The following is a 13,470-nucleotide window of genomic DNA, read 5'->3' on the forward strand; positions in this document are numbered from 1 at the left end:
AAATAACTGCCAAAAAAAAACATTCGTTATGATTCAAATCATAGTATGAAAATTAAATTAAGGATAAATTTGTCTTTTATTAAAACAATATAGTATTATGGTTATAGATTCAAACAAAACAGTGGGAAACATAGTAGCAGATGATTATAGAACTGCAGGAGTTTTCAGTCAACTAGGTATCGATTTTTGTTGTAAAGGAAACCGAACAATCGATGAAGTATGTGCAAAAAAAAGCATTGATAAATATGCGCTTTTAGACGAATTAGAACGTGTTACGGCAAACAACAACAATCAAGGAATCGATTTTAAATCTTGGGAATTAGATTTATTGATTGATTATATTGAGAAAAAACACCATCGTTATGTGGAAGAAAAAATTCCGCAATTGGTATCGTTTTTAATTAAGTTGGAACAAGTACATGGCGCTCAACATCCAGAACTTTTTGAAATTAAAAAATTATTCAAAAGAAGCGCCGACGAATTAACGCAACACATGAAAAAAGAAGAGTTAATTCTGTTTCCTTTTATCAAAAAAATGGTAGAGGCTAGTCGAAATAATACACCAATCAACAATCCCGGATTTGGTTCTGTTGCCAATCCTATTGCGATGATGATGGAAGAACATGAAAATGAAGGTGAACGATTTGAAAAAATTGTAGAATTATCAAACAACTACACACCACCGGCAGATGCTTGCAACACATACAAAGTAACCTATCAAATGTTACAAGAATTTGAAGCGGATTTACATGCGCACATTCATTTAGAAAATAATATTTTGTTTCCAAGTGCCATTGTTTTACAAGATAAGTTTTATTAGTTAATTAGGTTTTTAAACGGAGTCGTTTTAGTAAACAGAGCGACTCTTTTTAAAGTAAAAGGACTGCTAATGTATTTTAGCAGTCCTTTTTTAATTAAATATAACCCATTTATAATTAATCTATTTTTTATGAGTAAACAATTGCGGATTAAATGAAACCATTACCCATGCCCAATTGTTACCATTTGAATTGTTTCCACCTTTTAAAATTTCCATAGTGTCGCTGGCAAACATTTTAGAAACACCTCCAGAAATTACAAAGTTTTTATCTAATTTGTATGTTGCAGTTAAATCGATTTCAGTACCTAAATAACTATCTTGTTCTTCTAAAGTCGTCATATTATAAACCGATGCAGCGCTATAAAATAAATGAGGTGATAATGTTACTTGCCATTTATTCTTGTCGTAAATGAATTTGGTATAAAAATCTTGTAATCCTACCGAATTCTTATGATTCCCAACGTAGAAATAATCCATTAAACCATTGAATCCATGATTGGTTCCAAATAAAGGCGTGAACGATTTTATTTTAGTATCGGAATCATTTTGATCTTTTCCGGATAAATATTCGAAACCTAATTCGGCTTTGAAAGGATTGGTGAATTTATATCCCAAATTAAATCCCGCATAATACGCACCAACATCTACTTTATCATTAGCTACAGCAGCTTCACCTGTTTGAGCATACAAACCGAAATCTCCATAAAATTTTGAAACATCCCATTTTCCATATGTTCCAATAGTTTGCAAATAGGCAACTTGGAATTTATTTTCAGTTAAATTTTCATATTGGTAGCCATTATTCAATGCTAAAAAGCTCAAACTTACTTTTGAAAATTTCTGATTGAACCAAATAAACTGCATGTTTTTATAGTTCGTTACATAAGCGGATTCGTATAAGGCTTCGTTGTTATTATTTAACGCTGCACCAAAATCCAATTGGTAGCCATTTTTCTTATTGGTAACCAAAACGGCATCGTGACTTTGACCTTGTTGCAACCAATCGATTCCGCCCATAATTCTTTGATTATCGTAAGAAAGTACTTGTCGCCCGAATTTTGCTGTCCAATTCGTATTGAAATCATACGAAATCCAAGATTCGAATAACGCTACTCCGTTTTTATCCGATGGAGAAGTGGTTGCTACATCGCCCCAAACTCTGACATTTTGAAACGATACATTGGCTTTAAATTTTTCTTGCTTGTAGAAGAAATTCATTCTTGAGCGTTGGGAAACAAATGAAGTGGGATAAAAATCGTCTTTCATTAATTCTTTGAAACCATTTCGGTATTCAAATCGTGGTCTTAGTTGTAGGTTGACTTCTAACTCTTGGGCAAAAGAACCTACGGTTGAAATTGCAAAAGCAACTGCAACAAACATTTTATTTTGAAGTTTCATGTTGTATTGGATTTATATTGGGAAGCCACTACTCTATTTTAGCCGCTTCTTCTATGATTTTTGAAACCGTTTTATCGTAACTAACTCCTAAGCCTTCTTGTTGGAATGCCAATTCGCCTTCTGCATTAAATACACTGATAATATTGGAATGTGAGAAATCTATCGGAGATATTTTTTTATAATTTACGGCTAGAACTGCTGCGAATTCTCTGGTATTTTCTTCATTTGAACGTAAGAAAACCCATTGATTTCCTGTCATTTTATTTTCGATAGAGAAATCTTTTAATCTTTTTGGAGTATCCACCGTTGGATCAATACTTACTAAAACCAATTGGACTTTGTCTTTGTATTCTTCTGGGATTTTAGCTTCAATATTTCGCATATCAGCAACTAATCTTGGACAAGCTGATTTACAAGAAGTATAAATCATCACCATAACAAGAACTTTTCCTCTTAATTCTTTTAGTTCAATATCTTTTCCGTCTTGATTGGTCCATTTTTCAGGCAAGTTGTAAATTGATAAATCGGTTATTGGTTTATCTTTTATATCTTGTTTTTCCTCTTTTGCATTGCACCCGATTAATAAAAGGGAAGCAATTACGAATAAAATTATCTTTTTCATGACTCATTTTTTTAATTGAAAACTCAATTAGCGATGTTTTTGGCACATCGGAAACCTAAATTTTTTGTAGTATAGTTTGCTTTTATACTGCCTCTGAAAGCGTAACGCATAAAAGCGGCATAATTCATTAAATCAGTGGCGTTGACAGAACCGCTTCCGCAGAACAAATCTTTATCGGTATCTTTATCTTTTCTGGATTCTCCTGATAAAAAGATACTATTGAAATCGAAAGTCCATTCCCAAACTAATCCGTGCATATCGTAAACGCCCCAGTAATTCTTGAATGTTTTCCCTACAGAATTGTTGTAGGTTTTGTTTTTTTCGTACCAACTCAAGATATATTTATTGAATTCTTCTCTTGAACGAGCGTCTTTTCGTTTTTCATCTGCCATGGCTACATATTCCCATTCATCTAAAGTGGCTAATCTTTTACCTTGACATTCGCAGTATTCTTTTGCAGCAAACCATGAAATATTAGTCACTGGCGAATTGGCATTTAATTGTCCGAAACTTAAGTCGCCACTCCATTCTGATAAATAAGTTGTATTGGCAAAAAGGCGTTTGATTTTTGATTTTCTGTAATTCGGATTTTTTTTCAAAAATTCTAAATATTGTTGATTCGTAACCGGATATACATCCAACAAAAAGGATTTAATGAACACTGGTTTCTTATCTGTTGTTCCATATAACGGAACGTAACTCCCTGCTCCAATGGTTACCATATCTTTGGGTACCTGAGAAAAAGAAATGGAAACCCAAGATAATAAAATTAGGCAGTAGTGAAATCGTTTAATAAATTGAGCTTCCATTCTTCAGTTTGTTTATTGTTTATACTTATTTTTTACCTCTTTGTGCTTTTACCATAGCAGGAGTAACTTTTGTATTGTTATTTCCCCAACTGCTGTAAACATAAGTCAGTACATCCGCTACTTGTTGGTCGCTTAATCCTTGACTAGTCATAGCACTATTGAATTTTTTACCATTTACAGTAACAGGTCCGCTTAATCCGTTTAGTACCACTTTAATGGCTCTGTTTACATCTTTATTTAAGTAATCAGATTTTGCTAAAGGAGGAAATGCATTTGGAATTCCTTGTCCGTTTGCCTGATGGCATGCGATACATGTTTTACTGTAAATTGCTTTTCCTTTATTTGCATCCTGAAATGCCACTACTTCAGATGTTTTGGTTGTTGGTAATTTAAAACTAATTAAAGTTCCAGTTACGATAAGCGCTATAGCACTCAATACTATTTTTTTCATTTTTATTTACTCTATTTATTTGATTATTATTCGTGCATATCTTTTGCTTTTGGAGCTGGTTTTGCTCTTTGTGTTTTAACCATTTCTGGGGTTACTTTGGTTTTATTGTTACCCCAACTGTTATACACATAAGTTAAAACATCTGAAATTTCTTGATCCGTAAGGTTTTGACTAGTCATTACTGAATTGAATTTTTTACCATTTACTGTAATTTCACCACTTAATCCATGAAGAACTGCATTAACTGCTCTATTTGGATCTGCGTTTAAGAAATCAGATTTTGCTAATGGAGGGAAAGCACCCGGAATACCTTGACCTTCTGATTGGTGACAAGCGAAACAAGTTCTTCCATAAATATTTTTACCATCGGCTATTTGTTGGTCTAATGTTTTGTTTACCACTACTTCTTTTCCATTACCTGATTTTGGCATCGTTTGAATAGTTCCTCCTTCTGGGTGATAAATACCTTCTTGTGTTGTACCTGAGTAAATTTTAGCGTTTTCAGCACCTTCTACTTTTAACATTCCTAATGCTCCTTTATTGAACGCTCTGAATATTGAGTGATCTACCAAAATGAAAGTTCCTGGAACATCCACTTTGAATTCTACAATTGCAGAACCACCAGCCGGAATTAATGTTGTTTGAACATTTTTATTGATAGCATCGCCACCTTCAATATGAACTCTGTCGAAAATCTCTCCAATAACGTGGAACGAAGAAACTAAATTTGGTCCACCGTTACCCATATAAATTCTAACGGTTTCTCCTACTTTAGCTGTTAAGGCTTTGTCTCCTGTTAAAGCCCCAACTTTCCCATTAAAAACTACATAATCAGGATGTTCATCAACAGCTTTTGTCATATCGAAAGGTTGCATTCCAGGTTCTCCATTTTTTCCTTTGGTATAAAAATCACCTTGCATTACGTAGTATTCTTTATCTACTGGAGGTAAACCACCTTCTGGTTCTACCAAAATTAATCCGTACATTCCGTTTGCAATGTGCATCCCTACAGGAGCTGTAGCACAGTGGTACACATATAATCCTGGATTGATACATTTGAAATTAAAAGTTTTTTCATGTCCTGGTGCTACTAATGAAGAAGCAGCTCCACCACCTGGCCCCGTAACGGCGTGTAAATCGATGTTGTGAGGCAATTTGTTGTCTGGGTGATTTTTCAAAGTAAATTGTACTTCATCACCTACTCTAGTTCTAATAAAACTTCCTGGAACACTACCTCCAAAAGTCCAGTAAACATACTTAACACCGTCGGCCATTTCCCCTTCGATTTCTTTAATTTCCATGTTTACAATTAATTTTTTAGCAGGACGATCTCCAACAGGTTTTGGTACGAATGGAGGCGCTGTCAATTCTGCAATCATTTCATCACCAACAGAGATATCAGCATAGTTGGTTGTTGAGTCACCGTTCTGTTTACATGCGATACTTGCTGCACAAGCCACACATAGTACAAGAACTTTTTTAATAAAATTACTCATGGTAGAAAAAATTAGTTTTAAATATTGGTTTCAATAATAGTTTCGTTACTATCATTTTATAGGTCAAAATTAAAGGACAAAAACATCCTTTAATATGATAAAAATCATGTTTCGAAAAAAAGTTTAGAAATCACTATTAAATAGAAACAAAGTATTGAAGATAATATTTGACTAAATCAATCAAAATATAAAAATTGAGAGCCTATACTTTAACTTTCAATTTCTATAAAGTGTCAAACTATTGGCTTGATATTTACAAATCCTAAGAAAAACAATGTCTAAATAATTTATTAAAAATAAAGTTAATAGATATCGTTTTGAATCTGAAGACAATTCCTTCTCATTAAATTTTATTTTCAGAGAGTTTATAATTTTTATCTTAACAAAAAAACTTTACAACATAATCATATTATACACTAAAAACTAAGGAATAAATTAAAAAGAGGTAAATTTGTAATTCATTTAAAAAAGATTCATATTCCATAAATAAAATGATATGGCAAAATATTCGGTAGTTTTTCATCCTTCTGAAACCGTTATTGAAGCGGTCAAAGAACTCAAAGAACAATTGAGTGCTAAAATTGGATGGTATCCGAGTAAGAATTCTTTAGCTCACGTTACTATTTGTGAATTTGAATATGAAGATGAAACATATGAAAATATAAAATCGAGAATCGCCAATTACTGTCGTTATCAAAATCCTTTTGAAGTTACGTTTAATGAGTTTGACAATTATACAAATGGTGCTTTTTTTATTGCTCCCAAAGCCGAAAGCAAAACCAAAATGGCTGAAATCATGAAGGAAATTCCGAAACAAATTCAATTTCCAGTGAGTCATAAAAGTACGGAACCACATATTTCAATTGGAAGACAACTTACTGAATCCCAACTCAAAATAGCCTATAGTTTATTTGAAACTGTAGATTTGAATTTCATTTGCGAAGGCATCACCATCCGAATTTTCAATCCCGAAAGAAAACAATATGATGTGCTTGAAACAATCCCTTTTCTGAGTGAAATGGAACCTGAAAAAGAACAATTAACCTTGTTTTAATTATTCTTTCGTACTCATTTTAATCTGCAAATGATTCAACAACACTTGGTATTTACTGATTTCTCGCAACACCATTTCGTCATCAGTAGCGTCCATCATATCGTCTAAATCATCACTCACTTCAATTAATTTAATACTGGCTTCCGAAAAATTCTTTATCGCCATGTTATCAATAATCAATTGAATGTTTTTTTTTATTTCTGAAAATCTATCTTCCATTTTAATTTTATTTTCCTCGCAACAAATTAATACTTACTGTTGCATAATCGGTTTCGGGATATTTTTTAAAGTAATCAGCATCCGAATGTAATCCAGCTTCTGCCGCTATTTTTTGCAACACTTCGATTTCTACGATAAACTGATCTGAAAAACCGTGTGTAGCATCGTAAGCCGTTGCAGCTGTTTTTCCTAGATTTTGAGCAGTTAATTCTGGCGCTACCGTATGCAATTCAATAATTAAAAGGCCAAATTTACGAACATACGGACTCCATTTCATAAAATGTTCTAATAAATTATCTTCGACATCATTGTTGGAAATGTGAACGCCTCGATGCGCAAAAGCTCCGGTGGAAGTACTCACTCTATCTTTTGTTTTATTTTTCGGGTCTTCCCAAATGCGATTATGATCTAAGAACGTACGTACATTCAACAAATCTTTCAAATCGATGTTGTAATTCTCTTGCAAATCACTATTCAATAAATCCGGATTTCCAATGTCGCCCCAAATAACTTTTGCCCAAATATCGGCTTTAATCAAATTCGCTCTCGTAACTTTCAACGCCGCTTGATTATAATCAGCACCAACTAAAAATAGTGGATAATCATCTAACATTTTCCCGCGCAAGGTTTGTCGTTCGATGACTTCAAAAATATGTTGTAAAAAAGCGCCATTTCCGCAACCCATATCTAAAATTCCTTTTGGTTGTTCGGCGATGGGTTTATTAAAAAGTTCGATGATAATATCGTCAATTACTTTGAAATACGTCGCGTGCGCACCACCGCTTCCCCAGACATTCATTTCGCGATTGACGTGAATTTCATCTTCGTTTTTAGCGATATTTCGCAATTCACTTGCATTTCCAAACAACAAACTGTCAATATGTTTAAACATCGGAAGATATGAAACCGTCACACCATAAGCAGAAGCTCGTTTGGCAAAGAAAAAGCCGTCTTCTGTAAATTGATAATTGTCGTTTTTCTTGGAAAACCAACCCAAATGCACAAAGAAATCCAGAATTTTAGCAAACGCTTCTGGATGTTTATGAAATTCATCCGCTCGAAACGAACTTTCCATAAAATACTTGTGAAACATGCCCGTCATTCCTAAGTTGACTACAATTGGGCCAACCAAATAACCTTCAATATGTGTCAACATTTGCTCTTGAATAGCTCGCAAATTCACATCTTCTTCAAAATGAATATGATAATTTTCGGTGAATTTCTTTAAAATAGGCTCCAATAATGCAATGGAATCCACATCCATTTTATTAGCTGTAAAAACCGAAGATTGAGTTAACAAATGAAATGTATCTTCATACATGGGAACAAGTGAAAACGCAAATTCACTAATAGGTAAAGAAGTAATTGTAACATTTCCCGAAACATTATCGACTTCGTATTTTAGAAAACCTTGCGATGCCAAAACGCGTAATGCTACATTCAAATAGCCTTCATTAGCATGAAATTCATTTGTAATTTGAGCTAAAGTTGTGGATTTTTCCTTTAAAAGATTCGCTAAAATCCCTTTCTTGAACAAAGAATAAGCGACAGGAACAACAACTAATCCATCTAAATGTCTAAAAATAGCTTCGCGTAATTGGTTTCGTTTCATCATAAATTGAGTGGTTTATTCTCAAATTTATGAAAATTATGATTCACTTTACAATAAACTTCTTTTTATCTCGGCAAAAGAAGTGGAAGTTTGGATAAGTTTTGTGATGATTTCTTTTCGAAGTTGTTCCAAATCATCAAAATCTAAATATTTCGCCCAAGTATCCGATTCTAAAATTTCTTTTATTTGTCGGATGATTTTTGCAGTTTCGGAAGCATTTCGCAAAACGGCTTTTTCATCGTAGTTTGGATTGTTTTTGTGTTGAAAGTTTACTTCCTTAGTATCGAATTTTACTTCTACATAAAAAAAGTTTTCGGTTTCATTATTAGGATAAAAATCAGTCCATTTTGCATAACCAATTCGTTCTTTCTGATTTGGATTTTTAATTTCTGAAATTAATCTCCATCTACAATTTGCAGCTCTTCCCCAGTGATTGGAAATACGATAAACGCCTTCCTCAGTAAAACAATAACCACTACCCGATTTACTTTTGTAATGCCACTCGATATTTGGAATCACATTCGTATCGACTTCAATAAACTCACAAAAAGTGTGCTTATGGAAATTGGTTTTATTGTATTTTTTTAAGGTCATAAAATGTCAATTCGATTTCTTTGTAACAAAAGTAACATTTGATTTTTAAAGAATCGTCGTATCTTTACAAAAAAAGGATTACAAATGAGAGCTATTTTAGATCAAGCCTACAGTTATATTTTTGAGGAAGCTTTATTGGACGAAATTGCAAAAGTGGCAATTTACAAGGAATTTAAAGCCGATGATTACCTAATTGAAATTGGGGATTATATCAAAACAATGCCGCTTTTATTAACTGGCGCGATTAAAATATTGAGAGAAGATGAAAATGGCGATGAATTATTGTTGTATTTCCTAGAACGTGGCGATACTTGTGCCATGACCTTAACCTGTTGCATGGGACAATCAAAAAGTCGTATTCGTGCTATTGCCGAAACCGATGGCGCGATGTTAATGATTCCTGTAGAAAAAATGGAAGAATGGTTGACCAAATACAAAACATGGAGAAACTTCGTATTTGATAGCTACAATGTCCGTTTAAACGAAATGTTAGAAGCAATTGACACTTTAGCTTTCATGAATTTAGACGAACGTTTGTACAAATATTTAACTGATAAAGCGAAAGTTATTGGCGATACCGAAATCAAAAATACGCATCAAGAAATCGCTTACGAAATGCATACATCGAGAGTTGTAATTTCACGTTTGTTGAAAGCATTAGAATTGCAAGGCAAAATCAAATTACACCGAAATAAAATCGAAATTCTTCAATTCTAATGGAGATTTTAGGCTATGTTGGGGCTTTGTTCATTGGATTGGTCTTAGGACTAACAGGCGGTGGTGGCTCTATTTTAACCGTACCAATTTTGGTCTATTTGATGAGTATAAATCCCGTTACAGCAACCGCTTATTCCTTATTTATTGTTGGAACAACATCTACTTTTGGCGCGATTCAAAACTACCGAAAAAATTTAGTTGATATCAAAAACGGATTTATTTTTGCTATTCCGTCTTTTGTAGCGGTTTACTTAACCCGAAAATTTATAGTTCCGAGAATTCCTGAAATCATCATTGAATCACCCATTCTCATAACAAAAGACACCTTTTTGATGTTGTTTTTCGCTGTGATTATGGTTTTTGGAGCACTTTCAGTATTAAAAAAGAAAAGTCAAAATACCAATAACGAAGAAAAAAGAAATCTTATTCTAATCGGAATTCAAACTTTTACAATCGGAATCATTATTGGATTAGTCGGAGCAGGTGGCGGATTTTTAATTATTCCATCATTAATTTTGTTTGCTAAATTACCGATGAAGAAAGCCGTTGGAACTTCCCTATTTATAATTGCCATGAACTCATTGGTAGGATTTATCGGTGATGTGCAAAATTTGGAAATCGATTGGCTATTTTTGTTAACGTTTTCGGCTATTTCGGTTGTTGGAATATTTATTGGAATGTACCTCACAAAATACACAAATGAAAGCCAATTAAAGAAGATTTTTGCTTACTTTGTACTACTCATGGCTGCGATTATCGTGTTAAAAGAAATGTAAATGTAACTTTGAGCACAGAGGAATTAAAAATTAGAAAGTAAATTTGTAAAAAATAAGATATTATGAAAATCGAACAAATATATACAGGATGTATTGCTCATGCCGCATATTACATCGAAAGCAATGGAGAAGCAGCAATTGTTGACCCATTAAGAGAAGTACAACCTTATATCGAAAAAGCAAATAAAGACAACGCTAAAATCAAATACATTTTTGAAACGCATTTTCATGCCGATTTCGTTTCAGGACATTTAGATTTGGCTAAGAAAACAGGAGCTTCTATCGTTTATGGCCCAACAGCAAAGCCAAATTTTGAGTGTATAATAGCCATTGATGGACAAGAATTTAAAGTTGGCGATGTTACGATTAAAGCCATTCATACACCAGGACATACGTTAGAAAGTACGTGTTATTTAATTACCGATGAAACTGGAAAACAACACGGAATCATCACGGGAGATACTTTATTTATTGGCGATGTGGGTCGTCCAGATTTAGCTCAAGAATTAGTAGAAGATTTAACACAAGAAATTTTAGCGGGTCATTTATATGATTCTTTACGCAATAAAATCATGCCGTTAAGTGATGATTTAATTGTATATCCAAATCACGGTGCTGGAAGTGCTTGTGGGAAAAACATGAGTAAAGAAACAACGGATACTTTAGGCAATCAAAAGAAAGTCAACTACGCTTTAAGAGCCGATATGACGAAAGAAGAATTCATCAAAGAATTATTAGACGGATTAACGCCTCCTCCGGCTTATTTTCCTCAAAATGTATTGATGAACATTCAAGGCTATGAAAGTTTAGATGCGGTGATGTCAAAAGCTGAAACGCCTTTACATCCAAAAGAATTTGAAGCGGTTGCAAATCAAACGGATGCTTTAATTTTAGATGTTCGAAATGAGAATGATTTCGTAAAAGAACACATTCCAGGTTCGATTTTTATTGGTTTACATGGACAATTTGCGCCTTGGGTTGGTGCTCTAATTAGAGATACAAAACAACCAATATTATTAATTACACCAGAAGGAAAAGAAGTAGAAACCATCACCAGATTATCTCGTGTAGGTTTTGATAATACATTAGGTTTCTTATTAGGTGGAATTGAAGCATGGAAAGCCGCAGGTTACGAAACCGATAATATTGAATCCATTTCGCCAGAAGTTTTCGCAGCACAATACGAAACCGCTCCAGTTATCGACTCAAGAAAACCGGGAGAATTCACAGCCGAACATGTAGTAAATGCTAAAAATATTCCATTAGATTACGTAAACGAACAATTAGCTGAAGTACCAAAAGACGAAAAATTCTTCATTCATTGTGCGGGTGGTTATCGTTCGGTAATCATGTCATCAATCTTAAAAGCAAGAGGCTACCACAACATGATTAACGTAGAAAAAGGAATGGCAGGCATTAGAACTACTGATGTTCCATTAACAGCTTATGTTTGTCCGAGTACATTGAAATAAAATAATTTGTAGATAAAATACGAAATCCGACTTTAGAAGAGTCGGATTTTTTTTATGAAAAAATGAACCTAAAAGTATTTTTTTTAAGATAACAATTAAAAAGTAAAAAATTAATCAATAAATATAAAATTCAAAATATTAATAAATATTTTATATTTGTTAAACTAAATAATAAAAATAAATATGAAAAACAACAAAATATTCTTATTTATAAAAGGATTTGCAATCTACTATATCGCTTTCATATTAATTATTTTTGCTTTTCCTAAATTTTATAATGGTCAGTTTCAAATTTATAATTTTTCAGGTTATTTACCTTTAAATTCTATTTCTCCTTTCACACATGCATGGTCATTTTTTGGCAGATCTTATAATTATAATTTATTTCTTGGTATAATTGAATTCTTAACTGCTATCTTAATTTTATTCAATAGAACACGATTAATTGGATTATTAATAGCTTTTGGATTATTTCTTAATATTTTAATTATTGATATTGAGTTTGAAGTTGTTGATGCTCTAACTCATGTAATTATAGAATTCATTTTAGTTACCCTATTATTGTTTCCATACATAAAAGATTTGAAAAAGTTTTTTTGGAACATGAAAGGTCGTTTTACAAATAATGAATCTAACTTAAGTAACTTTACATCAATTTATTTTCCTTTAATTTTTATAACATTTTTGAGTATTGCTCTTTTATTTGAATCAAAATACTTCATAAAAGAACAAAATAAAAACATAGCTAAATTTGAAATTAATGATATAAAAATTAGTAATATTAGTTTGAAAATATCTAAAGGTGAATTTACACCAAAACCCATGTTATTTTTAGAATTTGGAAATACTTTTATCCTTTCAATTAATAATAAAACACTTTGGGGAACTTATCAATTAAATGATAATAAGATCGAACTAGTTTTTGATAAATCTTTTGGAAACCTAAAAAAAATTGAAGGTATAATTAATAAAAATAAAACTTTCATAAAAGGACTAACAAACAATAAAGAAGAAATTTTTATTGACCTAAAAAAAGACTACTCAAAACTTTATAAAAAATAGTATTTAATTTAAAGTTTGTTCTTGAACAACAAAAAACACCTCATTGAGTTATCCTATCGGGACGCTATATTGGTAACCAAAAAGCCTTACCAAAACTGATAGGGCTTTTCAAAAAACTTGAGGACTATGTCCGACTGAGCAAAGTTAAAGACGGCGACATACTCTCCCAGATAACTGCAATACCATTTGACGTCTCAAAGTTTCGGGATTAACTTATCCGTTCGTTTTTTAAAATTATACATAACAAAAAACCCCTCATCGATAGATGAAGGGTTTTCAAAAGAAAGGCGGCGACATACTCTCCCACATAACTGCAGTACCATCTGCGCAGTCGGGCTTAACTTCTCTGTTCGGAATGGGAAGAGGTG

At 32.7% G+C, this 13,470-nt stretch carries 13 protein-coding genes, 1 rRNA gene and 1 pseudogene; 6 read left to right on the forward strand and 9 right to left on the reverse strand.

Features of this window, described 5'->3' with window-relative positions; genetic code table 11:
- The first annotated feature begins 97 nt into the window (after positions 1-97).
- Positions 98-820 carry an iron-sulfur cluster repair di-iron protein gene (gene ric, locus IM755_RS12600; RefSeq protein WP_194097425.1) on the forward strand — a complete coding sequence of 241 codons (723 nt, stop codon included), beginning with the start codon at positions 98-100 and terminating at the stop codon, positions 818-820.
- Between the two features lie 120 nt (positions 821-940).
- Here the strand turns inward: ric and IM755_RS12605 are convergent, their stop codons facing one another.
- From IM755_RS12605 to nirK, 5 genes and pseudogenes are all read right to left on the reverse strand, one after another.
- Positions 941-2,218 carry an alginate export family protein gene (locus IM755_RS12605; protein ID WP_228063947.1) on the reverse strand — a complete coding sequence of 426 codons (1,278 nt, stop codon included), beginning with the start codon at positions 2,216-2,218 and terminating at the stop codon, positions 941-943.
- A gap of 28 nt (positions 2,219-2,246) precedes the next feature.
- Complete coding sequence (locus tag IM755_RS12610) at positions 2,247-2,840, reverse strand: SCO family protein (protein WP_194097427.1); 594 nt, start codon at positions 2,838-2,840, stop codon at positions 2,247-2,249.
- 23 nt (positions 2,841-2,863) lie between these two features.
- Positions 2,864-3,649 carry a formylglycine-generating enzyme family protein gene (locus tag IM755_RS12615; RefSeq protein WP_228063948.1) on the reverse strand — a complete coding sequence of 262 codons (786 nt, stop codon included), beginning with the start codon at positions 3,647-3,649 and terminating at the stop codon, positions 2,864-2,866.
- Positions 3,650-3,674: 25 nt separating this feature from the next.
- A pseudogene (locus tag IM755_RS12620) lies at positions 3,675-3,986 on the reverse strand (c-type cytochrome); the annotation flags it as partial.
- A 140-nt stretch (positions 3,987-4,126) separates the two neighbouring features.
- Positions 4,127-5,596, reverse strand: a complete 1,470-nt coding sequence (nirK, locus tag IM755_RS12625) for a copper-containing nitrite reductase (protein WP_194097432.1) — start codon at positions 5,594-5,596, stop codon at positions 4,127-4,129.
- Positions 5,597-6,092: 496 nt separating this feature from the next.
- Between nirK and IM755_RS12630 the strand changes: the two genes are divergently transcribed.
- On the forward strand, positions 6,093-6,650 hold the full coding sequence (locus IM755_RS12630; protein WP_194097434.1) for a 2'-5' RNA ligase family protein: 558 nt from the start codon (positions 6,093-6,095) through the stop codon (positions 6,648-6,650).
- Here the strand turns inward: IM755_RS12630 and IM755_RS12635 are convergent, their stop codons facing one another.
- Genes IM755_RS12635 through IM755_RS12645 form a run of 3 tightly spaced genes read right to left on the reverse strand, consistent with a single transcriptional unit; the run spans position 6,651 to position 9,075 of the window.
- Positions 6,651-6,869 carry a hypothetical protein gene (locus tag IM755_RS12635; RefSeq protein ID WP_026726077.1) on the reverse strand — a complete coding sequence of 73 codons (219 nt, stop codon included), beginning with the start codon at positions 6,867-6,869 and terminating at the stop codon, positions 6,651-6,653.
- Positions 6,870-6,876: 7 nt separating this feature from the next.
- The gene (locus IM755_RS12640) at positions 6,877-8,484 is read right to left on the reverse strand and encodes a class I SAM-dependent methyltransferase (RefSeq protein WP_194097436.1); all 1,608 of its coding nucleotides are present in this window, start codon (positions 8,482-8,484) and stop codon (positions 6,877-6,879) included.
- A 45-nt stretch (positions 8,485-8,529) separates the two neighbouring features.
- Entirely contained in the window at positions 8,530-9,075 is a 546-nt protein-coding gene (locus tag IM755_RS12645; RefSeq protein ID WP_228063949.1) for a hypothetical protein, read from the reverse strand.
- Positions 9,076-9,159: 84 nt separating this feature from the next.
- On the opposite strand from IM755_RS12645, the gene IM755_RS12650 reads away from it, so the two are divergent.
- The 4 genes from IM755_RS12650 to IM755_RS12665 all read left to right on the forward strand — a co-directional run bounded on the left by IM755_RS12650 (position 9,160) and on the right by IM755_RS12665 (position 13,102).
- A complete protein-coding gene (locus tag IM755_RS12650) occupies positions 9,160-9,792 on the forward strand; it encodes a Crp/Fnr family transcriptional regulator (RefSeq protein ID WP_026726080.1) in 633 nt (210 codons plus the stop codon).
- Complete coding sequence (locus IM755_RS12655; RefSeq protein ID WP_194097437.1) at positions 9,792-10,568, forward strand: sulfite exporter TauE/SafE family protein; 777 nt, start codon at positions 9,792-9,794, stop codon at positions 10,566-10,568. Before IM755_RS12650 ends, IM755_RS12655 begins: the two co-directional genes overlap by 1 nt.
- A gap of 62 nt (positions 10,569-10,630) precedes the next feature.
- Positions 10,631-12,040, forward strand: coding sequence for an MBL fold metallo-hydrolase (locus IM755_RS12660; RefSeq protein WP_194097439.1), 1,410 nt, complete (start codon positions 10,631-10,633; stop codon positions 12,038-12,040).
- A gap of 183 nt (positions 12,041-12,223) precedes the next feature.
- Positions 12,224-13,102: a hypothetical protein gene (locus IM755_RS12665; RefSeq protein ID WP_194097441.1), complete on the forward strand. Its 879-nt coding sequence runs from the start codon at positions 12,224-12,226 to the stop codon at positions 13,100-13,102.
- Between the two features lie 282 nt (positions 13,103-13,384).
- On the opposite strand, the gene rrf is transcribed toward IM755_RS12665, so the two are convergent.
- Positions 13,385-13,470: ribosomal RNA gene (rrf, locus tag IM755_RS12670) — 5S ribosomal RNA — on the reverse strand; the annotation flags it as partial.

Origin of the sequence: Flavobacterium proteolyticum (genome assembly GCF_015223105.1) — a bacterium.
In the GTDB taxonomy this organism is placed as follows: domain Bacteria; phylum Bacteroidota; class Bacteroidia; order Flavobacteriales; family Flavobacteriaceae; genus Flavobacterium; species Flavobacterium proteolyticum.